The sequence below is a fragment of the Nocardioides gilvus genome, assembly GCF_003194605.1.
Classification (GTDB): domain Bacteria; phylum Actinomycetota; class Actinomycetes; order Propionibacteriales; family Nocardioidaceae; genus Nocardioides; species Nocardioides gilvus.
The window spans coordinates 231,944-254,803 of sequence record NZ_QHKY01000003.1; the positions used below are offsets into that span (position 1 = coordinate 231,944).

24 protein-coding genes and 1 tRNA gene are annotated in these 22,860 nt (G+C 69.6%); 4 read left to right on the forward strand and 21 right to left on the reverse strand.

Features of this window, described 5'->3' with window-relative positions:
* Entirely contained in the window at nt 1-225 is a 225-nt protein-coding gene (locus DNK52_RS10010) for a helix-turn-helix domain-containing protein (RefSeq protein ID WP_110240857.1), read from the forward strand.
* Nucleotides 226-267: 42 nt separating this feature from the next.
* Here DNK52_RS10010 and DNK52_RS10015 read toward each other — a convergent pair whose 3' ends face one another.
* The 7 genes from DNK52_RS10015 to rsmI form a co-directional block, all read right to left on the reverse strand.
* Nucleotides 268-2,070, reverse strand: a complete 1,803-nt coding sequence (locus DNK52_RS10015; RefSeq protein WP_110240858.1) for an ABC-F family ATP-binding cassette domain-containing protein — start codon at nt 2,068-2,070, stop codon at nt 268-270.
* A complete protein-coding gene (locus DNK52_RS10020) occupies nt 2,071-3,030 on the reverse strand; it encodes a 4-(cytidine 5'-diphospho)-2-C-methyl-D-erythritol kinase (RefSeq protein WP_239455490.1) in 960 nt (319 codons plus the stop codon).
* The gene (gene rsmA / locus DNK52_RS10025) at nt 3,027-3,935 is read right to left on the reverse strand and encodes a 16S rRNA (adenine(1518)-N(6)/adenine(1519)-N(6))-dimethyltransferase RsmA (RefSeq protein WP_110240859.1); all 909 of its coding nucleotides are present in this window, start codon (nt 3,933-3,935) and stop codon (nt 3,027-3,029) included. The genes DNK52_RS10020 and rsmA overlap by 4 nt, the downstream gene beginning before the upstream one ends.
* A 76-nt stretch (nt 3,936-4,011) precedes the next feature.
* On the reverse strand, nt 4,012-5,154 hold the full coding sequence (locus tag DNK52_RS16440) for a resuscitation-promoting factor (RefSeq protein WP_162598717.1): 1,143 nt from the start codon (nt 5,152-5,154) through the stop codon (nt 4,012-4,014).
* A gap of 242 nt (nt 5,155-5,396) precedes the next feature.
* Complete coding sequence (locus DNK52_RS10035) at nt 5,397-6,305, reverse strand: TatD family hydrolase (RefSeq protein WP_110240861.1); 909 nt, start codon at nt 6,303-6,305, stop codon at nt 5,397-5,399.
* Entirely contained in the window at nt 6,302-7,141 is an 840-nt protein-coding gene (locus DNK52_RS10040; protein ID WP_110240862.1) for an alpha/beta fold hydrolase, read from the reverse strand. Before DNK52_RS10040 ends, DNK52_RS10035 begins: the two co-directional genes overlap by 4 nt.
* Nucleotides 7,138-7,962, reverse strand: a complete 825-nt coding sequence (gene rsmI, locus DNK52_RS10045; RefSeq protein ID WP_239455522.1) for a 16S rRNA (cytidine(1402)-2'-O)-methyltransferase — start codon at nt 7,960-7,962, stop codon at nt 7,138-7,140. The genes DNK52_RS10040 and rsmI overlap by 4 nt, the downstream gene beginning before the upstream one ends.
* A 120-nt stretch (nt 7,963-8,082) precedes the next feature.
* On the opposite strand from rsmI, the gene DNK52_RS10050 reads away from it, so the two are divergent.
* A complete protein-coding gene (locus tag DNK52_RS10050; protein ID WP_110240864.1) occupies nt 8,083-9,744 on the forward strand; it encodes a dolichyl-phosphate-mannose--protein mannosyltransferase in 1,662 nt (553 codons plus the stop codon).
* Here the strand turns inward: DNK52_RS10050 and DNK52_RS10055 are convergent.
* The 4 genes from DNK52_RS10055 to DNK52_RS10070 are packed head-to-tail and all read right to left on the reverse strand — an operon-like array spanning nt 9,695 to nt 12,798.
* The gene (locus tag DNK52_RS10055) at nt 9,695-10,447 is read right to left on the reverse strand and encodes a lysoplasmalogenase family protein (protein ID WP_110240865.1); all 753 of its coding nucleotides are present in this window, start codon (nt 10,445-10,447) and stop codon (nt 9,695-9,697) included. The genes DNK52_RS10050 and DNK52_RS10055 overlap by 50 nt on opposite strands.
* Complete coding sequence (locus tag DNK52_RS10060) at nt 10,444-11,004, reverse strand: TetR/AcrR family transcriptional regulator (protein ID WP_110240866.1); 561 nt, start codon at nt 11,002-11,004, stop codon at nt 10,444-10,446. The genes DNK52_RS10055 and DNK52_RS10060 overlap by 4 nt, the downstream gene beginning before the upstream one ends.
* A 1-nt stretch (nt 11,005) precedes the next feature.
* A complete protein-coding gene (locus tag DNK52_RS10065; protein WP_110240867.1) occupies nt 11,006-11,674 on the reverse strand; it encodes an ABC transporter ATP-binding protein in 669 nt (222 codons plus the stop codon).
* On the reverse strand, nt 11,671-12,798 hold the full coding sequence (locus tag DNK52_RS10070; RefSeq protein WP_110240868.1) for an ABC transporter permease: 1,128 nt from the start codon (nt 12,796-12,798) through the stop codon (nt 11,671-11,673). The genes DNK52_RS10065 and DNK52_RS10070 overlap by 4 nt, the downstream gene beginning before the upstream one ends.
* A gap of 255 nt (nt 12,799-13,053) precedes the next feature.
* On the opposite strand from DNK52_RS10070, the gene DNK52_RS10075 reads away from it, so the two are divergent.
* Complete coding sequence (locus DNK52_RS10075) at nt 13,054-13,575, forward strand: CarD family transcriptional regulator (protein ID WP_162598718.1); 522 nt, start codon at nt 13,054-13,056, stop codon at nt 13,573-13,575.
* 100 nt (nt 13,576-13,675) lie between these two features.
* Here DNK52_RS10075 and DNK52_RS10080 read toward each other — a convergent pair whose 3' ends face one another.
* The gene (locus DNK52_RS10080; protein ID WP_110240870.1) at nt 13,676-14,233 is read right to left on the reverse strand and encodes a TetR-like C-terminal domain-containing protein; all 558 of its coding nucleotides are present in this window, start codon (nt 14,231-14,233) and stop codon (nt 13,676-13,678) included.
* A gap of 158 nt (nt 14,234-14,391) precedes the next feature.
* Between DNK52_RS10080 and DNK52_RS10085 the strand changes: the two genes are divergently transcribed.
* The gene (locus DNK52_RS10085) at nt 14,392-15,048 is read left to right on the forward strand and encodes an SDR family oxidoreductase (protein WP_110240871.1); all 657 of its coding nucleotides are present in this window, start codon (nt 14,392-14,394) and stop codon (nt 15,046-15,048) included.
* A 119-nt stretch (nt 15,049-15,167) separates the two neighbouring features.
* On the opposite strand, the gene DNK52_RS10090 is transcribed toward DNK52_RS10085, so the two are convergent.
* The 9 genes from DNK52_RS10090 to DNK52_RS10130 form a co-directional block, all read right to left on the reverse strand.
* Entirely contained in the window at nt 15,168-15,647 is a 480-nt protein-coding gene (locus tag DNK52_RS10090) for a cupin domain-containing protein (protein ID WP_110240872.1), read from the reverse strand.
* Between the two features lie 195 nt (nt 15,648-15,842).
* A complete protein-coding gene (locus DNK52_RS10095; RefSeq protein ID WP_162598719.1) occupies nt 15,843-17,219 on the reverse strand; it encodes a hypothetical protein in 1,377 nt (458 codons plus the stop codon).
* Between the two features lie 156 nt (nt 17,220-17,375).
* Nucleotides 17,376-17,448 (reverse strand) — tRNA-Ala (locus DNK52_RS10100).
* Nucleotides 17,449-17,563: 115 nt separating this feature from the next.
* Nucleotides 17,564-18,388 (reverse strand): divisome protein SepX/GlpR, encoded by an 825-nt coding sequence (gene sepX, locus DNK52_RS10105; protein WP_110240874.1) that lies wholly within the window; start codon nt 18,386-18,388, stop codon nt 17,564-17,566.
* Between the two features lie 60 nt (nt 18,389-18,448).
* Nucleotides 18,449-19,084, reverse strand: a complete 636-nt coding sequence (locus tag DNK52_RS10110) for a GNAT family N-acetyltransferase (protein WP_204163483.1) — start codon at nt 19,082-19,084, stop codon at nt 18,449-18,451.
* A gap of 77 nt (nt 19,085-19,161) precedes the next feature.
* Nucleotides 19,162-19,689 (reverse strand): MogA/MoaB family molybdenum cofactor biosynthesis protein, encoded by a 528-nt coding sequence (locus DNK52_RS10115; protein ID WP_110240876.1) that lies wholly within the window; start codon nt 19,687-19,689, stop codon nt 19,162-19,164.
* Nucleotides 19,686-20,186 (reverse strand): cyclic pyranopterin monophosphate synthase MoaC, encoded by a 501-nt coding sequence (moaC, locus tag DNK52_RS10120; protein ID WP_110240877.1) that lies wholly within the window; start codon nt 20,184-20,186, stop codon nt 19,686-19,688. Before moaC ends, DNK52_RS10115 begins: the two co-directional genes overlap by 4 nt.
* A 4-nt stretch (nt 20,187-20,190) precedes the next feature.
* Nucleotides 20,191-21,456, reverse strand: a complete 1,266-nt coding sequence (gene glp / locus DNK52_RS10125; RefSeq protein WP_110240878.1) for a molybdotransferase-like divisome protein Glp — start codon at nt 21,454-21,456, stop codon at nt 20,191-20,193.
* On the reverse strand, nt 21,449-22,837 hold the full coding sequence (locus tag DNK52_RS10130; protein WP_110240879.1) for a UTP--glucose-1-phosphate uridylyltransferase: 1,389 nt from the start codon (nt 22,835-22,837) through the stop codon (nt 21,449-21,451). The genes glp and DNK52_RS10130 overlap by 8 nt, the downstream gene beginning before the upstream one ends.
* Nucleotides 22,838-22,860 lie beyond the last annotated feature (23 nt).

Here is a 22,860-nt window from a genome sequence, read left to right on the forward strand (position 1 = left end):
GTGCCCGTCGAAGAACCTCACCGGATCATCTGCCACCTCGACGAGTTGCTGGCGGCGCGCGGCATGACCGTCACCGCTCTCGCCGACGCGATCGGTGTCACCAACGTCAACCTCAGCGTGCTCAAGAACCAGCGCGCCAAGGCGATCCGCTTCTCCACCCTGACCGCGATCTGTGACGTGTTGCAGTGCCAGCCGGGCGACCTCTTCAGCACGCAGCCTCTGTGAGGCGCGCCCACCGAGCCAGCGGGCCCGGTGGCGTGCTGCCCCTCAGCTCTCCAGGACCTCGGAGGCCTCGAGCCACTCGGCCTCCAGGGTCGCCCGCTCGCTGGTCAGCTTGCCCAGCTCGGCGGTCAAGTCGTTCATCCGGTCGTACTCGGTGGACGACGCCAACTGCCCCAACTCGTCGTGGATCGCCTTCTCGCGGTCGGTGATCTTCGCGAGCCTCTTGTCGATGCGGGCCACGGCCTTGCGAGCCGTACGTTCCTCGCTGCTGCCGGAGCGGGCCTTGCCGCCGGTCTGGGCCGCGGCCGGAGCCGAGCCCGTGGGAAGCACCGAGTTCTTCGACGCCGAGGAGGCGTTGCCGGCAGCGCGACGCTCGAGGTACTCGTCGACCCCGCGGGGCAACATCGAGATCTGACCGTCGCCCAGCAGCGCCCAGACCGAGTCGGTGACCCGCTCCAGGAAATACCGGTCGTGGGAGACCACGATCAGAGTGCCCGGCCAGCCGTCGAGGAAGTCCTCGAGGACGTTGAGGGTCTCGATGTCCAGGTCGTTGGTCGGTTCGTCGAGGAGCAGCACGTTGGGCTCGAGCAGCAGCAGGCGCAGCAGCTGGAAGCGGCGGCGCTCGCCACCGGAGAGCTCACCGATCCGGGCGATGAGCCGGTCACCGGTGAAACCGAAGCGCTCCAACATCGACGTCGCGGTCAGCTCCTGGCCGTCGGCGGTCTTCGTCACTCGGCGGATCGACTCGACCATCGGCAGCACCCGCGCCATGGGGTCGAGGTCGTCGAGCTGCTGGCTGAGGTGCTGCATGGCGATCGTCTTGCCGTGCTTGACCTTGCCGGCCGACGGCGCGAGGTCGCCGGCGAGCATCGACAGCACCGAGGTCTTGCCAGCCCCGTTGACCCCCACCAGGCCCACCCGGTCGCCCGGGCCGAGGCGCCAGGTGGCCTTCGAGAGCAGCTGGCGCTCGCCGCGGAAGAGGTCGACGTCCTCGACGTCGAGGACGTCCTTGCCGAGCCGCTGGGAGGCGAACTTCTGCAGCTCGAGGCGGTCCCGCACCGGCGGCACGTCGGCGATCAGGGCGTTGGCGGCCTCGATCCGGAACTTCGGCTTGGCCGTACGCGCGGGCGCACCGCGGCGCAGCCAGGCCAGCTCCTTCTTCATCAGGTTCTGGCGACGTCCCTCGGTGACCGAGGCCTGACGCTGCCGCTCCGACTTGGCGAGCACGAACGCGGCGTAACCGCCCTCGTAGGAGTCGACGACGCCGTCGTGGACCTCCCACGTGGTCTGGCAGACCTCGTCGAGGAACCACCGGTCGTGGGTGACGACCACCATCGCGGTGGGTCGGTTCTTCATGTGCTCTGCGAGCCAGGCGACCGCCTCGACGTCGAGGTGGTTGGTGGGCTCGTCCAGCACGATCAGGTCGTGCTGCTCGAGCAGCAGCGCAGCGAGTGCGCAACGACGGCGCTCGCCACCGGAGAGCCCCAGCACCGGTCGGTCCAGGTCCAGTCCGGTGAGCAGCTCCTTGACCACGCCGCGGGCGACGGGGTCCCCGGCCCACTCGTGGTCGTCCTTGCCCCCGAGGACCGCTTCGCGCACCGTGTGGGTGTCGTTGAGCTCGTCGCCCTGGTGCAGGTAGCCGACGTGGACACCGGACGTACGCGAGACGCGACCGGTGTCGGGCTCCTCGAGGCCGGTCATCACCTTGAGCAGCGTGGTCTTGCCGTCGCCGTTGCGACCGACGATGCCGATCCGTTCGCCGACGGCGATGCCGAGCGAGACACCGTCCAGCAGCGGTCGGATCCCGTAGGACTTGGAAACACGTTCGAGGTTCAGCAGGTTGGCCATTCAGTCCATCTCCACCAGGTGGGCGCCGGCCACGGGTCCGTGGGCCAGCAGTGCGTGCGGATGGGTCGCGGCCAGGGCGGCCGCGACCTCTCGTGCGGACTCTGCGGAGGCGCAGAGGAAGACGACGGTGGGGCCGGAGCCGGAGACGAGCCCTCGCAGGGCCCCCTTCGACTCGCCCAGGTCGATCAGGTCACCCAGATCGGGGCGCAGGTCGATCGCGGCTGCCTGCAGGTCGTTGTGCAGGGCGGCAGCCAGCGCGTACGGGTCCCCCGAGGCCAGCGCACGCAGCACCGGCTCCGCGGAGGGCGGCTCGGCGGGAGCGTCGGGGCGCAACTCGTCGAAGTGGCGGTAGACCGCGGGCGTCGAGAGGCCACCTGTGGCGGGGACCACCACCCACGACCAGGTGGCGGTGTCCGTCAGCGGTGTGACGACCTCGCCGCGGCCCAGGCCGCGGGCGGTCCCGCCGAGCAGGGAGAACGGGACGTCGCTGCCCAGGAGGGCGGCTATCTCGAGGAGTCGGTCGTCGGGTGTCTCCAGCTCCCAGAGCCGGTCCAGCGCCACCAGGGCCGCGGCAGCGTCGGCGGAGCCGCCGGCCATCCCTCCGGCGACCGGGATGGTCTTGGAGACCTCGACCCGGGCCTGGGGAGCACACCCGGGGGCGCAACCGTGCGCGCAGAGCAGCTCGGCGACCCGGTCGACGATGTTCTCGCCGGGGCCGGGGAGCTCGACCTCACCCAGGTGCTCGGCGACGGTCGTGGTCACCGACCAGTCGTCGGCCGGGTGCACGGCGACGTCGTCGTAAAGGCTCACTGCTTGGTAGACGGTGTCGAGCGGGTGGAAACCGTCTTCACGGGGCGCACCGACCCCCAGGTGCAGGTTGATCTTGGCGGCTGCCCGCACGGTGAACCGCGCCGAGCGACGGGCCTCGTACGAGCCGGTGTACGTCACGTCCCCGCTCACGCCCCCTCACCGCCACGGAGGCCCGTGCCGACCTCGCCGCCGGCGTAGAGGGCCTCGGTGATGCGTACGAAGTCGTCGATCACCAGCACCTCCCCGCGCGCCTGGGGGTCGACGCCGGCAGCCACGATCGCGGCCTCGGCGCGCTCCCCCGACCCGTCGACGAGGGACTTCAGGGTCGAACGCAGGGTCTTGCGACGTTGCGCGAAGGCGGCGTCCACGACGGCGAAGACCTGTTCGCGGGTGGCTGTGGTGACCGGCGGCTCGCGTCGGGTCCAGGCCACCAGACCGGAGTCGACGTTGGGCGCGGGCCAGAAGACGTTGCGGCCGATCGCACCGGCCCGGCGTACGTCGGCGAACCAGGCCGCCTTGATCGACGGGATCCCGTAGACCTTCGACCCCGGCTTCGCGGCCAGCCGGTCAGCGACCTCGGCCTGCACCATCACCAACCCCCGCTCCAGCGACGGCAGCAGGGTGAGCATGTGGATCAGGACCGGGACCGAGATGTTGTACGGCAGATTCGCGACCAGGGCAGTCGGGGCCGGACCGGGGATCCCGGTGATCCGCATGGCGTCGGCCAGGACCACCTCGAAGCGCTCGGCGTGGTCCGGCGCGTACTCGTCGATCGTCGCCGGCAGCAGCCCCGCGAGCAGCGGGTCGACCTCGACCGCGACGACCCGGCGGGCGACCTCGAGCAGGCCGAGGGTGAGGGAGCCGAGGCCGGGTCCGATCTCGATCACGACGTCGTGCGGAGTGATCGCGGACTCGCGCACGATGCGTCGCACGGTGTTGGCGTCGATGACGAAGTTCTGGCCGCGCTGCTTGGTCGGACGCAGGTCCAACTGGGCGGCCAACTGACGCACCTCGGCCGGCCCCAGAAGTCGCGGGCCGGCCGATGTGTTCGTCATGTGGTGAAGGTTAGTGCGATTGCGCCCCGCACCGAAGTCGAGCGCGTCAGCGCAGGCCCATCCAGCGCAGAACCATTCAGCGCAGGCCCAGCTTGGACGTGCAGTGCGGCCACTGGCCCCACCCGGCACGCGCCTGGAGGATCTTGCCGCGCTTGATCTGCTCCTCACGGCTGTGCTGGTGCGGCAGGCCGGTGCCACCGACCGAGCGCCAGGTGTTCGGGTTGAACTGCAGACCGCCGTAGTAGCCGTTGCCGGTGTTGGTCGCCCAGTTGCCGCCGGACTCACACTTGGCGAGGGCATCCCAGACGGAGTTGCCGCTGGCGTAGTTGGCCTTCACCGGGGCCGGTGCGGGGGCCTTCTTGGTGCCGACCTTGACGACCTGCTTGACGGGGGCGCGGACGACGTCGCTGGAGACCACCTTGCGGGACTTCAGCGTGCCGTTCTCGTAGCGCAACTCGTAGGTGACGGCGCGCTTGCCGGGCTTGCCGGGCTTGACGACCTTGGTCCTGCCGGCGGTCATGGAGCCGTCGTTGCGGCGTACGGTGCCGAAGGCGATCCGCTCCCCGGCGACCTTCTTGCGCTCGACCTTGACCTTGGTGACGGTGATCCTGTCGCCGGACTCGATCTTCTTGCCAGGCTTCGGGGAGACCTTGTCGTCGTCGTCGTACTTGACGTCCATCTCCTCGAGGGCGTCGGCGACGGTGAGGGCCGGGACCTCCACCTTCTTCGCCTTCTTGCCACCGACCGCGACCTTCACGGTCTTCGGCGTCACGACGGCCAGCTCGAGGCCGTCGCGACGGATCGACGTCGAGCGGCTCGTGGAGAGGTCGGCACCGGAGAAGCGGCGACCGATCTGGGACAGGGCGCCGTCCACGTCGGTGGCGGTGACCCAGTGCTTCGAGGACTCGCCGTCGACGGTGAGGTCGAGGGGACGGGCGAAGGCCACGGTGATGGCGGTGCCGTCGTCGACGGAGCTGTCGAGAGCGGGAGCGACGACGTCGTGCTCACCGACCTCGACGCCTTCGGCGGCGAGGACCTCTTCGACGGTGCCACCGAGGGCGCTGACTTCACTGGACTTCCCGTCCAGGGTCAGGGTCACCGACTTGCTGAGTGATGCATATCCGAGAGTGGTTCCCGCCACGGCCAGGGCTACTACGGCGCAGAGTACGACGAGGAGCTTGCGGCTGTGCAGGACAGTACTGAGCTGTGCAGTTCGCACGATTCTCCGAACGTTGTGCTGTCCGGGCCACAGGAGACCAGCGCTGAGCCGGGACGCGACCACGCGTGAGCATGGGGGGAAGTACGTCCGGATCCCGGGCCACTTTGCCCGGCTGCGATGGTCGAGATTCAGCTTCCTGATTCCCGGCCGACTGCGCGACGTTATCCAAAACTGGGGACGTACCCAACTCTTCGCAACAATTGGTGACGAGTTCCTCGTCACCTTCCGGTGCTCAGGGATGCCTACCAGGCCCCGCCGAACGCCCTCTCGGTGTTGCCGTCCACGGCCCTGCAGAGAGCTTCCAGATCCTCCCCACGCACCTGCGCCATGGCCCGCATCGTGACGGGCACCAGGTAGGAGGCGTTGGGTCGACCGCGGTAGGGCGTCGGCGTCAGGAAGGGCGCATCGGTCTCCACGAGCACGCGGTCGCCGGGTGTGATCGCCAGGGCGTCGCGCAACGCCTCCGCGTTCTTGAAGGTGACGGTGCCGGCGAAGGAGAGGTACGCGCCCCGGTCCAGGCAGGCCCGGGCGAAGTCGGCATCGCCGGAGAAGCAGTGCATCACCCAGCGCTCCGGGGCGCCTTCGGAGTCGAGCATGCGGAGCACGTCGTCGTGGGCGTCGCGGTCATGGATCACCAGGGTCTTGTCGAGACGCCTGGCCATGTCGATGTGGCGCCGGAAGCTGAGCTCCTGCGCGGCGAGGCCTTCGGGCGGCGTACGGAAGAAGTCGAGACCCGTCTCCCCCACCGCACGCACCCCGGGGTGGGCGCAGGCGAGCCGCTCGATCTCCTCCAGCGCGGCGTCGAGCTCGCCACGCTCGGCCAGCCGCGGAGCCTCGTTGGGGTGCAGCGCGACCCCGGCCACCAACGCGGGGTGCTCGCGGGCGGCCTCGACCGCCCAGCGGGCGCCGGGCAGGTCACACCCGATCTGCACGATCCGTGGGACTCCGACGGCAGCGGCCTCCGCGATCGCCGCAGTCGTGGCGAGCCAGTCACCGTCGGCGATGTCGAGGTGGCAGTGGTTGTCGACCACCGGGTGCGGCAGCGGCTCGGGGGCGGGGGGACGTTCGCGGTCGCGACGAGCCCCGGTCCTCTCCTCGGTGGCGGCGCGCTCGCGGCTCGGGCGCTCAGTGGGGCTGGGGCGGTCGTTCACGCAGACGACCGTATCCGGGCGAGCACGGCCTGGCTCAACGCCTCCGGGGCCTGCCGCGGGATCCAGTGGTTCATCCCCTCCAGCACCACGAGCTCGTAGTCGGCCTCGACGTAGCGCCCACAGGCCTGGGCAGCCGCCCAGGACAGCGCCACGTCGCGGTCACTCCACACGTAGGTCGTCGGCACCCGGATGATCCCGACCCGCGGCGGGGAGAGCAGTGCGCCGCGATACCAGGCGAGCGCCCCGGGGAGGGCGCCGTCGTCGACGATCTCGGCGTGGAAACGCGTGACGTCCTCGGCCCGCATGCCGCCCTTGCGCAGCGGGACGTCGAACGCGGCGGGGCGGATCCTCACGATCCCCTCGACCAGTCCGGTCACGTTGAAGGGCAGGAAGTACCAGGACTGCTTCAACTGGGGGCCCTGGACCGCGGCGTGCGCCATCGCCCTGGGGTGTGGGACCGAGACCGCGGTCAGGGACCGCACGAGGTCGGGTCGTCGGTCGGCCAGTCCCCAGGCCACCATCGCGCCCCAGTCGTGTCCGACCAGGTGCACCGGGCTCCCGATCTCGTCGATCAGGGCCACCACGTCGTCGACCAGCGTCGGGAAGCGGTAGGACCAGCGTCCGAACGGGCGGGCGTCGGGCGAGTAGCCGCGCTGGTCCGGGGCGTACGTGCGCAGTCCCTGCTCGCCGAGCAGCGACTGGACCGCCGCCCAGGAGCTGGCGCGCTCGGGGAAGCCGTGCAGCAGCACGACGGGCTCGCCGTCGAGCGGGCCGCGGTCGACGACGTCGAAACGCAGGCGTCCGCGACGGAAACTGGTGAGCCGTTCGCCGGTCATCGCACGTGCACCACGTCGTAGACCTCGCGCTTCGGCACGCCCGCCAACTTGGCGACGGTGGCGATCGCGTCCTTGCGGCTGGCGCCCTCCTCCTCGAGCTCGGCGACCGCCTCGCGCAGGGCCTCGGGGGTGTTCTCGACGGCCGCGCTGGCCTCGGCGCCCTGCACCACGACGGTGACCTCACCGCGTACGCCGTCGGCTGCCCAGCCTGACAACGCCCGGAGCCCGTCCCGCACGACCTCCTCGTAGGTCTTCGTCAGCTCACGACAGACCGCTGCCGGGCGGTCGTCGCCGAAGACGTCCGCCATCGCGGCGAGCGCCGCCTCGGTGCGGTGGGGTGCTTCGAAGAAGACCATCGTGCGTTGCTCCTTGGCCAGGGAGAGCAGTCGACGGGATCGTTCCCCCGCCTTGCGGGGCAGGAAACCTTCGAAGCAGAAACGGTCGACCGGCAGGCCGGAGACGGCGAGCGCGGTGAGCACCGCGCTCGGCCCCGGGACGGCGGTCACCCTCACATCGTGCTCGACGGCGGCCGCCACGAGCCGGTAGCCGGGGTCGGAGACGCTGGGCATGCCGGCGTCGGTCACCAGGACGACGCGGTCGCCGGCCAGCAGCGCCTCGAGGAGGACCGGCGTACGGGCCTGCTCGTTGCCCTCGAAGTAGGAGACGACGCGACCGCTCAGGGTGATGCCCAGGTCGGTGGTCAGGCGCTTGAGCCGACGGGTGTCCTCGGCGGCGACCACGTCGGCGCCGGCCAACTCAGCGGCCAGGCGCGGCGGTGCGTCACCAGGCTGTCCGATCGGTGTCCCGGCCAGGACGAGCACTCCGACACCGTCACGCACGCGGTCGGGCGCATCCACCTCGACGGGGTCGGACGATTCGTCGGCGTCGCGCGTGTCGGTCATGGCCCCCATCCTGCCGTGAGGTGGCTACAGTGACCGATCGTGACCCCATCGCCGTCCCAGTCGTCGCCCCAGTCGCCGGGCAAGTCGCCGGGCCAGTCATCGACGAAGTGGCGTCTCGACGGCCCTCTGGTGTCCTGGGGCGGGGCGCTCCTGATCACGCTCCTCGCCTTCGTCCTGCGCGTGTGGCGACTGGGCACGCCCCACTCGTTCGCCTTCGACGAGACCTACTACGCCAAGCACGGCTGGTCGCTGCTGCACCACGGCTACGTGCGCAACTACGTCCCGGAGGCTGACCAGGCGATCCTCGACGGCCGCACGACCGACCAGTGGCTGGGCGACCCGACGATGGTGGTGCACCCCGAGGTCGGCAAGTGGCTGATCGGCCTCGGTGAGGGTCTCTTCGGCATGGACCCGACCGGTTGGCGGATCGCCTCGGCAGTGATCGGCTCGCTGATGGTGCTGCTGATGTGCCGTTTCGCCACGCGGGTCACCGGCTCGGTCTTCCTGGGGCTGGTGGCCGGCTTCCTGCTCTCCCTCGACGGGCTCCAGCTCGTCCTGTCCCGCCTCGCCCTGCTCGACATCTTCCTGGCCTTCTTCATGCTCGGTGGCGTGCACTGCGTCGTCGCCGACCGACAGTGGTTCCGTCGCCGACTCGGGGCCGAGACAGTGGGGGCTGTCGGTGAGGCTGCCGGTGAGCCTCGCGCAGAGACCCTCGGCTGGGGTCCGCGGCTGCTCCTGCGCCCCTGGCTGCTGGCCGCCGGCATCTGGTTCGGTCTCGCGGTCGGCACCAAGTGGACGGCGCTCTACCCGCTGGCCGCCTTCGGCCTGTGGCTCTGGCTCTCCAACGCCCACGCCCGACACCAGATCGGGGTGCGGTGGGCCCATGCCCGCTCCGCGCTCATGGACGGCATCCCGGCCTTCCTCCACCTGGTGGGCGTGGCCTTCATCGTCTACGTGCTCAGCTGGACCGGCTGGTTGATGCATGCCGACGAGTACGAGCAGCACCTCTCCAACACCCAGTACACGACCTACGACGGCGGCGAGCAGTGGCCGAGCGCCGTCGAGGACGACAAGGACGGACTCGGGGAGGTCACCCAGTCACTGCGCTCCTTGGGCTCCTACCACCGCGACATGTGGAACTTCCACACCAAGTTCCTCAACGACGCCACCCACCCGTACGCGTCCAAGCCGTCGGGCTGGTTGTTGATGAACCGTCCCGTGGCCGTGGATGCCCAGCTCGACATCGCACCGGGCACCGACGGCTGTGACGCCGAGGAGGGGTCGACCTGCATGCGGCAGGTCCTCCTCCTCGGCAACCCACTGCTGTGGTGGGGCGGGTGCGTGGCACTGCTGGCCTCGGTGGTGCTGTGGATCGGTCGTCGGGACTGGCGCTTCGGGATCCCGGTCATCGGCGTCGCCTCGACCTGGCTGCCCTGGTTGCAGTACGACGACCGCACGATCTTCCTCTTCTACGCGATCACGATCCTGCCGTTCGTGGTCCTCTCCCTCGTGCTCTGCCTCGGCGCGCTGCTGGGGCCGAGCACGCAACCGTCACCCCGGCGTACGGGGGCGGCAGTCGTCGGCGGAGTCTTCGTGCTGGCCGTCGTGATCGCCTTCGTCTTCTTCTGGCCGATCTGGACCGACCAGCTGATCACGCACTCGGAGTGGATGCAGCGGATGTGGCTGAAGGACTGGATCTGAGCAGCAGCCCGCGCACGATGAGCCACTGGGCAGCCAGGTAGGTCAGCATCACCCAGAAGCCGTGCAGGGGCAGCTCCAGCCCGCCGAGCCCGCCGAGTGCGATGAGTGAGTCGGAGAGCACGAAGAGGGCCGCACCGATCGCGGTCGCGGTGCTGATCCGGTTGGCCAGCCACGCCATCGTGCCGAGCAGGATGCCGTAGAGCGCCAGCGCACCGAGGAGCGGGGTGATCCCTTCTCCGGCGACGAAGAAGGCGACCAGCGCGAGCCACCAAGCGACGTACGGCACCAGGAGCCAAGGTCGACCGGCCGTACGCGTGGCCTCCCCGGCGGCGCGGAAGGTGAAGGCGTACGCGAGCTGGGCGACGGCGAAGAGCCCGACCCCGCTGAGGAAGAAGACGTCACCCTCACCGATGAGGGCCAGGTCGCCGAGCCACGAGAAGAAGACCCCCACCACGGCCAGACGCCCCCAGGTGGGCCACCGTCCGTCGCGGCCGAGGCCGACGACCAGCACCAGGGCCAGTGCCGGCATGAGCAGCGTCTTGGTGATGGCGGCCAGCTCGTCCTGCTCGACCAGCTTGGCGGCGAGGTGGATGGCGGAGACGGCGAAGAAGGGCAGGTGCAAACGCATGCCCTGACCATGTGCCACGGTGCGGGCGATGCCGCGAACGGCGCGCCGCAGGATCGCAGGTCGGCGCAGCTTCACAGGTTGGCTCCGAAGGGGCCGAGCAGACGCTCCACGTGGTGGTTGACCTCGTCGAGGGGGCGCCCCTCCTCGACCATCCGCGACGCCGTGTAGACGATCGACTGGACGAACTCCGCCAGCTCCGGGCTGCCTCCGAGGGCTTCGAGCAGCGGTCCGGCCAGCTGCTCGTGCATCTCCTGCCCAGCGCTCGCCACCCGGTCGCGGGCGTGGGTGACGAGGCCGCGTACGACAGCGTTCTCCCCCTCAGCGACCAGCTCGAGGTGGCTGCGCGCATAGGCGAGGACCCTGTCGCCGGGTGTCTCCACCGCATCCATCGCAGCGTGGATCCGGCTCGACCAGAGCGGGAACACGTCTGCGATCACGGCGTCGAGCAGGTCCTCGCGCGAGGTGAAGTACTGGTAGAGGCTGGTGCGGGCCAGGCCCGTACGCCGCCCCACCTCGGAGAGGCTGGGTGCGCCGGCGGTGTCGTCGGCCAGGAGCTCCCGGGCTGCGTCTAGGATCGCGCGGCGTTGCTGGGCGCGGTGCTCGGCCAGCGTCTCGGCATTGATCCTGGGCATCTCAGTCCTGCTTCTCCAGCCGGCCGTCGGTCATCACGTAGACGGTGTCCGCGTGCTTGATGACGTCGTGGTCGTGGGTGACCATGACGGTTGCCACGCCCTGCTCGCGGGTCTCCTTGGCGAGCAGCTCGACGACCTCCTGGCTGCGCGCCCGGTCGAGGGCAGCGGTGGGCTCGTCGACCAGGAGGACCCGCGGGCGAGTCATCAGGGCCCGCGCGATCCCGACGCGCTGGCGCTCACCACCGGAGAGCTGGTGCGGGCGTCGCTTCGCCTTGTGCGCCATCTGGACCTGCTCGAGCAGCTCCATCGGGTCGCGGGCGTCGTCGAACTTGCCGAACGTCGTGGGCAGACGCAGCTGGTCCACCGCGGTCAGGGCGGGCACCAGGTTGGAGGACTGGAAGACGAAGCCGATGAGCTCGCGACGCAGTCGGCTCAGCTCACGGTTGTTCGGGCCCACGAGCTCGTGCCCGTCGACCGTCACCGATCCGCTGGTCGGGGTGCTGAGCCCGCCGGCGACAGCCAACAGGCTCGACTTGCCGGAGCCGGAGGGGCCCACGACGGCGACGAACTCGCCGGGCGCGACGCTGAGGTTGACGTGGTCGAGAGCGGTGACGCTCTCGTCACCGTCCCCCAGCACGAGGCTGACGTCGGTGATCTGCAGGCCGGTCATCGGTTGGCTCCCAACGCGGTCAGGGGGTCGACCCGGGTGATCCGGACGATCGCCACGGCGGCGCCGACCAGGCCCAGGGCAATGAGGAGGACGGCAGCAAGCACGATCGGACCAGTCACCAGGGCGAACGGCATCGCAGTGGTCTGGAGGAGCCCTCCGACCCCGCAACCAATGGCGACACCGAGTCCCACCGAGGCCAGCAGCAGGATCAGCGCCTGGCCAAGGCCGTCGCGCAGCAGGTAGCCGGTGGAGGCACCCATCGCGCGCATCACGGCGATCTCGGGCTTGCGGTGAATCGTCAGGACGGTGAAGAAGGCACCGGCGACGAGTGCGCAGATGGCGTACAGGAAGACCTGGATCAACAGCAGCGTGGAGGTCTCCGCCGTGTAGCCGGGCGAGGCGCCGTACGACTCGGTCAACGACATCGTGGTCGTGCCGGCCTCCTCGTCGGCAGTGGCGAGCGCGTCCGTGTCGAGCTCGCTCTTCACTGCGACGGCGGTGAACTCGCCCTCCTTGCCCTCCGGGAGCGCGGCGTCGAGCGGGAGGCCTGCGTTGATCGACTGCCAGGTGGGGAGCTCGACGTAGCCCATGTCGACGTGGCCGAACGTGTGCTGGCCGTCGAGGAAGCCGGTGACGGTGAGCTCGACGTTCGTACGCTCCAGGGTGATGACGTCACCGATCGCGATGCCGTCGTCGGCCGCGTGGGCGCTGAGCACGACGGAGTTGGCATCGAGCAGGCCCTCACCCTCGGCAGGCTCGGGTGCGACGAAGGAGTCAGGCTCCACCCCAATCACTGCGAGGTCGACCTGGGTGCCGTCCTGGTTGGCGCCGTTGACCAGCGCGAGGCCGAAGGGCGCGGCGTCGTTGACCCCGTCCCGCGACTTCCAGGTCTCGACGGTGTCGGCGTCGACGACGCTGCGGGTGAAGGCGGAGTCCTTCTGGACGTCCTTCTCGAAGGCGAAGGAGGTGACGGGCAGCTCCTGGAGACCGGAGACTCCGTCCTTGACGAGGCCCTGGGAGAGCCCACTGAGCAGCACCATCAGAATTGCGATGAGGACGATCACGGCACCCATGAGCCCGAACCGGGCCTTGGCGAACCGCAACTCGCGGAGTGCGAGGAACATTGTGTTTGTCACCTTGAGGTTGACGACATGATGTCGGCAAGTTTAGCGACGCCATGTCGGGAAACCAAGCGGGGTCGGGGACGAGGCGACGAAGGGTGCTCTCAAGTCGCCCTGGAGGCGCCTCACGGAGCGCCTCACGAGGCGCCTCAGAGACCGTGGCCGAGGCATGTGGTTGAGCGTGAGAGAATGGAGGAGCCGTCCTGCTCGCCGCAGGGTGGTCGAAGACAGGTCAACAGTCAACTCGAGAGTGTGATCATGGAGTTCTCCCAGGGCCAGACGGTCATCCACCCCCACCACGGTCCCGCGACCGTGGCGAAGGTGTTCAGCCGTAACTTCAAGGGTCAGGAGCGCCAGTACCTGCAACTCCAGGTACACAGCAGCGACCTGTCCATCAACCTTCCGGTCGACCAGGCCGACGAGGTCGGCGTCCGCGCGGTGTTCGCGCAGGACGAGACCCGCGACCTGCTCGACGTGCTCCGCGCCCCCACCGGCGTCCAGGAGCAGAACTGGTCACGCCGCATGAAGGCGAACAGCGAGCGGCTCAAGCTCGGTGACCTGCCCACCACGGCCGGGGTCATCCGTGACCTGATCCGCCGCCAGGAGGAGCACGGTCTCTCCCCCAACGAACGCGAGATGCTCAAGGCGTCCAGCCGCTTGGTGCTGGCCGAGCTGGCGCTCTCGCTCTCGATCACCGAGGACGAGGCCGACGCGTTGCTCCGGGCCACCGTGCTCGAGGGTTCCGAACTGGCCGAAGCACCGCAGCCCGCGGAGGCCTGAGCCGGACCAGCACCACGACAAGGCCGGTCGAGTGGGTTCTTCGGAATCTGCCCGGCCGGTCTTCGTCATGTCTTGACGGATGCGCTGCGTCCCTCGGTGATCACTGGTCCCGGTGGGGGAAGTAGAGATCGACCGCGCGGTGGGCGCGGGCGCGTTCGGCGGGACGGTCCAGGAGCAGGGCGTCGACGAGCAAGGGCGCGACGATCGCGCTGATGGCGTCGTCGACCCGCTCCGCCGACATGTCTGCACTCTCCAGGGCCGCCCGGAAGGGGGCCACGAGGTCGTCGACGTAGCGCTGGCGCAAGGGCACCGCAGCCTCGTCGGTGGCAGCCATCGTCACCAGCGCCTGGAGCACGGCGGCGACGGGGCGGTCCCGGAGTCGATCACACAGCGCGTCCACCTCGGCGTGCAGGTCGAGGGCGTGGTCGCCCGTGAGGACTCGCCGCACCGGTGGGGCGACGTCGATGATCGCCGCCAGCACCTCGGTGGGCGTCGACCAGTGCCGGTAGATCGTCGAACGCGAGACCCCGGTGGCCTGGTGCAGGCGCAGCGGGGTCAGGGCGGTGCCGCCCTCGGTGAGGAGAACATCCAGTGCAGCGGTCAGCACCGTCGTCACGGTGTCGCCTGCAGGCCCGGCGGGGCGTCCGATCTTGCTCACGGGAGTTGACGGTACAGGCTGCACCGGACCGTAGGCCGAGACGGCGCGCCACTTCCGGCCACCTCGGCCGGCGTACGGGGCCGGTCAGTCTGGTCAGACTTGGACCGCCCTGTTGTGATGGAGGTGAGCAACCACCGCACCACGAGCGAGGAGAACTGATGTCCAAGGTCATCATCATCGGCGGGCACGGCAAGGTCGCGCTCCGTCTGGCACCCCAACTGGTCGAGCGCGGTGACGAGGTCACGAGCGTCTTCCGCAACCCCGACCACGAGGCGGAGGTCGCCGCGACCGGCGCCACCCCGGTCGTCGCCGACGTCGAGACGATGAGCACCGAGGCCATCGAGGAACTCGTACGCGGTCACGACGCCGTCCTCTGGTCGGCCGGTGCTGGTGGCGGCGAGGCGAAGCGTACGTACGCGGTGGACCGCGACGCAGCGATCCGCAGCATGGACGCCGCCAAGGCCGCCGGCGTGCATCGTTACGTGATGGTCTCCTTCCTGGGCGCCAGCCACGACAACCTCCCACCCGAGGACAACTCGTTCTTCGCCTACGCGGACGCCAAGGTCGCAGCCGACGATCACCTGCGCGACTCGGGTCTTGACTGGACGATCCTCCAGCCGGGCGCCCTCACCCTCGACGAGCCCACCGGCAGGATCGACGTCCTGGACCAGCCTGCCGAGGAGAGCTCGGTCTCGCGCGGGGACGTGGCCGCCGTGGCCGCCGCGGTGCTGGCCGACGACAGCTGCGTTCACCGCACGATCGGCTTCCGCAACGGGGATACCCCGATCGAGGACGCTCTGGGCGCAAGCGCCTGACCGACGCTCGTCACCCCGATGGCTTGCTTGTTGGGAGGGTTCCAGTCACCTGGTGGCTGAAACCCTCCCCATAGTTGATGCGGCGACCTGACAGGGCGCGGACCAGGCCGGACGGCGCTTCAGTCGTCGCAGTGGGTGAGGTCGGTCTCGGCGAGCGGCTTGCCCTCCGGGACGACGTACGTCACCACGAGTACGACGTCCTCGTCGCCCTCGTTCTTGCCCTGGTGGGCGTAGCTCGCGCCTTCGATGATCGACTCGCCGGTCTTGTAGACGCGGACGCCTCCCGGGTGGTTGTCGGCGTAGTGGGTGAGCTCGCCCTGCTCGACGACGGCGATCAGCTGTCCGTAGTGGCAGTGCTCGCCCGTGCCCGCTCCGGGCTCGATGGTGATCTTGCGGAAGGTCACCCCGACACCGGCGGCTCCCCCGTCGACCTCGACGTCGACCGGCTCGTCCTGCTGGCCGGCGGCGATGTCGACGGCGCGCACCGGCTCAGGCGCTTCGGCGGCCGGCTTCGTCTCAGCCGAACTGCAACCGGCCAGGGCGAATGCGAGGACTCCGGCGACGAGCGCGACGCGGCGGCGGATCAGTGAGTACGACATGAGGGTCCTTCGTGCTTGGCATGACCCAACCGATCTGTCGCGTCCACCACGACGCTAGTGCCGTGGAGCCTCTGCCGTGGCTGTTTCGTCGAACGCTGATGTGAGCGGGCCCCGCAACGACGAGGAGCCGCCGGGTCACCCCGGCGGCTCCTCGCTCACATCCGTTCGTGGCCGCTGAGGACAGGACCACCCAGTTCAGTCCGTCGGCACCAGGTACGCGTACGTGACGTCGAACTCCGACACGTCGTACGAGTCGTCACCGAACGTCTCGATCATCCACGTCGGAGCGCCGAACCCACCGTCCCGGCCGTAGAGCTCGTCCTGTCCGATGTCGTACGCACGCGTCACCGTGGTGGTGGTCTCGTCCGGTGAGGCGTCGCTCACGGAGCTGACTCCGGCCACGGTGAGGCGGGCGGTGTCATCCTCGAGATCAACGGTGGCCCGGCCGCGCATCGTCACGCTCACGGCGGCACCGCCGCGCACGGCGTCGTCGGGCAGATCAATCAAGTGGCGCGCCACCGCCCCGGTCTCACGCGACGGGGAACTCCACTCCGGGCAAGCCCTCGCCCGGTAGCTGAGGCCCAACGGCATCTCCGCGCGCGTGCTGGGCACGACGGTGCCGCAAGGGAAGCTCTCCCCACAACCATTGCCGGAGGTCGGACCGCAGTCCCGCGGCGTCGGAACGAACTCCGTCCGTTGTGGAGCGATGGTCACCTTGGCCGTCTTCAGCGCAAGGCGTTTGCGGGAGACACGGATTGTGATCGGAGGTGTCTGGGCAACATTGCCGACCGCGTCCTCCACCCGGAGACGAGCGGTGACGTCTCCCTCCCAGGGGGATGAACCGCCCACGTCGAGCTGGCTACCGTCTTCGCGCTTCCCGTTCCACTCGACGACCGCCGGTCCGTCGTACCACTGGCGCGCCCAGCGGTCGGAACTGATCTCGCGGAGCTTTCTGCCCCCGACGGTGCGGATCACCAGTGTGCCCGTCCCTGCCTCGTTCTGGGATTCCCCACTGTCGACCCAGAACTTGAGCCGGTCGCGGACCACAGTGGTCTGGGGGTAGACGGTGTCGCTGTCGGCGACCAGGCGTGCCGCGGCGGGCAGACCGGCGTCGGTGTCGACCGCGATGTCGTGGCGGACGACAACTCGCTTGCCGGTCTTCAGCGAGCGCGCAGCCACCTTGATCTGGTAGGGCTTGCGGCCGTCGGAGCCGGCATCGGCCACGCGCTTGCCCTTGCGGTTCTTGCCGTTCCAGCTCCAGGCGACGGTGCTGCCGGCCTTGCGCTTGCCGAGCTTGATCGGACCGCGCACGACCTTGCCGGCGCGCACCACCTTGAGGGTGACGTTGGCGCGCTTCTTCACCTTCACCTTGAAGCGCGCCTTGTCGTGGCGACCGTCGCCGTTGGGCGAGAACGCAGCGGGGCCCTTGACCGAGAGCCATGACTTGGCAGCAGCGCCTGCAGGTGCGGGGCCTGCGGGTGCCGCGCCCACAGGAGACAGGGTGAGCGCCGGCACGGCACTCAGAACAAGAGCGGCCAGCGCGAATCGCGCCGCCCAACGGTTTGTGGTCATGTGTCCCCTTGGGTCGTGGCGGCGAGAGTTGCGACGCATCCGGATCCTAGGACGAAAGAGGGACCCGCGGGAAGGATCAGGCGCGGCAGGCCGACTCCGCCAGCTCTGGGAGCCAGAAATGCAGCGAGGCCGCCGGTCTCCCGGCGGCCTCATCTGTGGAGCTTAGGGGATTCGAACCCCTGACCTCCTCGTTGCGAACGAGGCGCGCTACCAGCTGCGCCAAAGCCCCCCGGACCTCGCGGCCCAGGCACCCGAAGGTGCGTCGAAAAGATAACACCCGCGGTCGTGGGGCCACCAATCAGGTGACCCGGATCCGCAGACCGTTGGGCCGGTGAGCCGACGAGTCAGTGTCCGACGGCGCGACGCTGCGCTGCGTCCTCAGCGGCAGCTGCCTCTGCAGCCTCGGACTTCTTGATCTCCTGGGCCGTACGAGCCAGCGCGGAGTCGATCTCGTTGCGACCCGAACTCCAGACCCCCGTGGAGTCGAGGTCGATGGTCTGGACGGTACGACGCTCGGCGGGCGACTTGTTGACGTACGTCGGCAGGGTCACCGGGACCATGTCCCAGCGCGACGGGTCGTCGACGTCCAGGATCTGGGTCTCGGGATCCGACACCGACACGGCAGGAGCGTCCTTGACGGGAGGGAGGTTGAACTCGGTGTCGGCGTCGTTCGCGTCCTCGAGGACGGACTGCTGTCGGCGGACCTGCGGACGAGCCGTGATGCCCCGCTCCTGACGGACCATCAGTCGACAGGCCACCAGCCAGGCACCCAGCAGAGTGCCGGGGATCGCGACGTACCAACCGCTGACCGCGCTGGCCACGGCGAGCGCCGTCACCACCACGAGCCCCAGCAAGATCACCGACAGGACGTTGCGGCGACGCCGTGCCGCAGCGTTGGCGGCGGCCCGGCGGGCGGCGACGGTCGAGACGACCGGGGCATGGCCCTTGGTCTCGATCACCGGACGCGACGGAGCACGACCCGGCGTCACGACGAGGCGGGCCTCACGGACGCTGGTGGGTTCACGACGGGCCAGGACCCGCATGCGGTGCGAGAAACGCTCGACCGAACGGCCGCGCTGCACGGTCTCGTGGTGCTGGAGGGCCTTGGGCAGCAGGTAGGCAATCCAGGCCGCCGCGAGGGCCACGAAGATCAGCGCATCCAAGGTCACATGACGAGGTTAGATTCGGTTCGCCTCGTTGGGGCGCAGGTGCGCTGGTGTGTCGCGCAACTACTGGTGTGACTCATGTGATTGGTCTCCGCATGGGTCGCGGAGGCGCTGCAGCATCGAGCCGGCCACCTCCTCGGTCGTCACCGCGTAGATCCGGTGGTCGCGCCAGGCCCCGTCGATGTGCAGGAACGCGGGGGCAAAGCCGACCTCGTGCAGCCCGAGCTTCTCCACGACCCGCAACGAGTTGGAGTTCTCCGGTCGGATGCAGATCTCGACGCGATGCAGACCTGCCCCCTCGAAGCAGTGGTCGATCGCCAGGGCCACCGCGCGGGGCACCAGCCCCCGACCGGCGACGTCACGGTCGACCCAGTAGCCGATCGAGGCGAACTGGGCAGAGCCACGCACCACGTTGTTGACCGTCACCTGACCGACCAGACGACCTTCGACCTCGATGACGAAGGGCATCATCCGACCGGCCCGGGCGGCGCGTTGCAGACCGCGTACCAACTCACGGAAGGTCGTCGGGCCGGGGCCCGCGCCCGGGGGCACGGTCGCCTCCCACGGTTGCAGCCAGTCAGCGTTGCGAAGACGGACGCGACTCCACTCCCAGCCGTCGGCCACCTGGATGGGTCGCAGCACGAGCTCGGCGTCGCGCAGCACCACCGGCCACGCCCGCGCCCTGCTCAAGCCCCACATACTGCTCAGCCTGCCAGTCGGTTCCGTCGCTCGCCACGTCCGGCGCGACGTCGCGAGACGTCGCGTGAGGTCGCGGCTCAGGAGTCGCCGCGGTCGTGGTCACTGCCCACGACCTGCTCGACCGCGTGCACCACGATCGGATCCAGCACGGCGAGGCCGTCCTTCACTCCACCCCGGGAGCCGGGCAGGTTGACCACCAGGCAGGTGCCTCGTACGCCGGCGACTCCCCGCGACAGCACCGCCGACGGCACCCCCTGGTCCACCCCGTACGCCCGGATCGCCTCGGCGATGCCCGGCACCTCGAAGTCGAGCAACCCCAGCGTGGCCTCGGGGGTGCGGTCGGTGGGGGTCAGCCCGGTGCCACCGGTGGTGAGCACGAGCCGGGCGCCTCCGTCAGCTGCCGTACGTATCGCCTCGGCAACCGGATCGCCGTCCGGCACGACCACCGCGTCCGCGACCCGGAAACCGCGCTCGGTCAGCCAAGCCACGATCAGCGGACCGGTCTCGTCGGCGTAGACACCCGCAGCAGCGCGGTTCGAGGCCACCACGACGGCGGCGGTGAGTCCACGAGAGCCGTGGAGCGTACGGTCACCGTCGGCACTCACCGGAACCAGTCCCCCGACTTGCCGCCGGTCTTCTTCTCCACCCTGATCCGGGTGATCTCGGCCGCCTTGTCGACGGCCTTCACCATGTCGACCACGGTCAGCGCCGCCACCGAGACGGCCGTCAACGCCTCCATCTCGACGCCGGTGCGGTCGGTGGTGGAGACGGTCGCGGTGATCTCGACCGCGTCGTCGGCCACCACCAGGTCGACCGTCACTGCCGAGAGGCTCAAGGGGTGGCACAGAGGGATCAACGAAGGGGTCTGCTTGGCCCCCATGATCCCGGCCAGTCGAGCCACGGCCAAGGTGTCACCCTTCGGCACTCCGGCCCCACGCAGCAGCGCGATCACCGTCTCGGAGACCAGCACCCGTCCGGTCGCCACAGCGGTCCTGGCGGTGACCGACTTGTGGGAGACGTCGACCATGCGGGCGGCACCGGACTCGTCCACGTGGGTCAAGCTGGGAGCCCCTTCGGCCCGGCTCAACTCGGACTCGCCCATCGGCTCAGAACTCTTCGTCCAGGCACAGCACCTGGACCATCTCGCCCGCAGTGACGCCGGTGCTCTCCTCCGGCACCACGACCAGGGCGTTGGACGAGGCGAGGTCGCCGATCATGTGCGAGCCGTGACCACCGACCGGAGTGACGAAGGCGCCGCCGCGATCGGTGGCGTACGTGGCCCGGACCAGCTGCCGCTTGCCCGGCGTCGAGGTGATCGGCTCCGTCAGACGCGCCCGGCGGGTCGGCCGGGACACCGGGGTCTTGCCCATCATCGTGCGCAGCGCCGGCAGCACGAACGTCTCGAAGGAGACGTAGGCGGAGACCGGGTTGCCGGGGAGCGTGAAGATCGGCACCTCGTCCTCGCCGACCACACCGAAGCCCTGGGGTCGGCCCGGCTGCATGGCGACCTTGCCGAACCAGACCGTGCCGAGGCCGCGCAGCGCCTCCTTGACCACGTCGTAGTCACCTTCGGAGACCCCACCGCTGGTGATCACGAGGTCGGCGCGCACCAACTGGTCGCTCAGCGCCTCGGTGAAGGCGCGCACGTCGTCGGGCACGATCCCGACCCGGTACGCCGTCGCGCCGGCCTGCCTGGCCGCCGCTGCGAGCAGGTAGGAGTTGCCGTCGTAGATCGAGTCGTGACCCACGGGCGTGCCGGGATCGCGCAGCTCCGAACCGGTCGAGATGACCACCACCCGAGGGCGAGGACGAGAGCGCACCGTCGCGCGACCGACCGAGGCCAGCAGCCCGATGTGCCGCGGCCCGAGGACCGTGCCGTGGGTGACCACGACATCGCCCTCGCGGACGGCCTCGCCCGCACGGCGGATGTTGGCGCCGGCCTCGGGAGCGCGTGAGATCTGCACCTGCGCGACACCACGGTCGGTCCACTCGTACGGGACCACCGCATCGGCGCCGGTGGGCACCGGGGCGCCGGTCATGATCTTGATCGCCGCGCCCGGAGAGAGCGCGAGGTGGTGGGCGCGACCGGCACTGATCTCACCGACGACCGGCAGGTGCACGGGTTCCTCGTCCGTGGCACCGGCGATGTCGACGGCTCGGACCGCGTAGCCGTCCATCGCCGAGTTGTCGAAGCCCGGCAGCGAGACCTGGGCGATGACGTCCTGGGCGATCGCCATGCCCTGGGCGTCCATCAGCGGCAGCGCGAAGTCAGGCAGGGGCTCGATGGCAGCCACGATTCGGTCGACGAGCTCGTCGACGCCGATCACCTGGTCTGCTCCCGGGGCCAGGTTGGCTGCCTGCGGGTCAGACATCCTGACCGCCGCTGATGACCGTGCCCGGCTCCACGCGTTGCGCCGACGTCGCCTCGAGGACGACCTCGCCCTGGAGGCGTACGTCGCGACCGAAGGTCCAGTCGCCCTCGACCTTCAGCGACGTGGCCCCCTTCATCGAAGGAGCGCCGTCAGGGAAGCGCTTGTCGAACTCACCCACCAACTTGTAGTGCGCGGGGTCGAGGTCGACGAACGGCACGTCGTCGGCGACCAGCTCCAGCACGTGGTCCTTGCCGAGCGCATAGATGTCCGAGCGCAGCACCAGCAGGTCGTTGGTCGTCTTGACCGGGACGAACCGATCGCGGCCGACCTCGATGGTGCGCGCTCCCTCGAAGACCTCGATCGCAGCGCCCATCGCGGTCTCGATCTGGATCACCTCCGGCGACGTCGGATCAGCAGGGTCGACGGTCTTGACGTTGCGGATCAACGGGAGGCCCAGGATCCCGCGGCGCTGGGCGAGGGTGTCGCGCATCGCGTGCAGGTCGAACCACAGGTTGTTGGTGGAGGTGAACCGGTGGCGCGACAGGTCGGCCAACGCCTCCTTGTCGGCCTCGAGCGTCTGCGCCGACTCCCGGAGCACGATGCGACCGTCGCTGAGGCGGCGGGCGAAGTGGCCGCCCTTGCGGTCCGACGGGGTACGTCGTACGGCCTCGATCGCGAAGGGCGCACCGGAGGTGGCGAACCAGCCGGCCACCCGGGCGTCGGGAACTGCGCCGAGGTTGTCGGAGTTGGAGACGAAGACGTAGCGGTAGCCGGCCTCGATCATCTGCTCGATGAGACCGGTGCCCTGCAGGGCGGTGTAGATGTCACCGTGGCCGGGCGGGCACCACTCGAGGCTCGGGTCCTTGGGCCACGCCACCGGCTCGAGCCGCGCGGCGAGCAGCTTGGGCTCCTTGTTCTGCAGGAACTCCAGCGGCAGGCCGTCGACCGGGAGGGTCTCGTAGCGGGCCAACGCGTCCATCGTGTCCTGGGAGGTCCGGAAGCTGTTCATCAGGACCAGCGGGAGCTTGGCGTCGTACTTCTCGCGCATGTGCAGGATCTGGCGCGCGCTGATGTCGAGGAAGGAGAGCCCGCGACGCACGCAGAGCAGCGACTTGGCGCGGTCCATGCCCATCGAGGTGCCGAGCCCGCCGTTGAGCTTGATCACCACGGTCTGGCGCACCGCGGCGAGCGCGTCCTCCTCGCTCACCACCACGTCGTCGAGCGACTCCATGTCGAGCGGCTCGATCGTCGACTCCGGAATCATCCCCGTCTCGCCGTGCTCGAGGAGTCGGTAGTAGTGCGCAAAGGTGTCGATCGCGACCTCGTCGCTCCCGGCTTCACGCATCTTGGCCCGAGCAGCCTCGAGCCCCTTGCTCCGCACAGATGTAGCCATGACTCGATCGT

Coding starts and splice junctions, on each gene's coding strand:
- DNK52_RS10060 (WP_110240866.1), bottom strand. CDS start 11,004: ATGCCCAGGATCAATGCCGAGACGCTGGCCGAGCACCGCGCCCAGCAA.
- glp (WP_110240878.1), bottom strand. CDS start 21,456: ATGTCTGACCCGCAGGCAGCCAACCTGGCCCCGGGAGCAGACCAGGTG.
- DNK52_RS10095 (WP_162598719.1), bottom strand. CDS start 17,219: ATGACCACAAACCGTTGGGCGGCGCGATTCGCGCTGGCCGCTCTTGTT.
- DNK52_RS10065 (WP_110240867.1), bottom strand. CDS start 11,674: ATGACCGGCCTGCAGATCACCGACGTCAGCCTCGTGCTGGGGGACGGT.
- DNK52_RS10085 (WP_110240871.1), top strand. CDS start 14,392: ATGTCCAAGGTCATCATCATCGGCGGGCACGGCAAGGTCGCGCTCCGT.
- DNK52_RS10040 (WP_110240862.1), bottom strand. CDS start 7,141: ATGACCGGCGAACGGCTCACCAGTTTCCGTCGCGGACGCCTGCGTTTC.
- DNK52_RS10075 (WP_162598718.1), top strand. CDS start 13,054: ATGGAGTTCTCCCAGGGCCAGACGGTCATCCACCCCCACCACGGTCCC.
- DNK52_RS10090 (WP_110240872.1), bottom strand. CDS start 15,647: ATGTCGTACTCACTGATCCGCCGCCGCGTCGCGCTCGTCGCCGGAGTC.
- DNK52_RS10015 (WP_110240858.1), bottom strand. CDS start 2,070: ATGGCCAACCTGCTGAACCTCGAACGTGTTTCCAAGTCCTACGGGATC.
- rsmA (WP_110240859.1), bottom strand. CDS start 3,935: ATGACGAACACATCGGCCGGCCCGCGACTTCTGGGGCCGGCCGAGGTG.
- moaC (WP_110240877.1), bottom strand. CDS start 20,186: ATGGGCGAGTCCGAGTTGAGCCGGGCCGAAGGGGCTCCCAGCTTGACC.
- DNK52_RS10110 (WP_204163483.1), bottom strand. CDS start 19,084: ATGTGGGGCTTGAGCAGGGCGCGGGCGTGGCCGGTGGTGCTGCGCGAC.
- DNK52_RS10070 (WP_110240868.1), bottom strand. CDS start 12,798: ATGTTCCTCGCACTCCGCGAGTTGCGGTTCGCCAAGGCCCGGTTCGGG.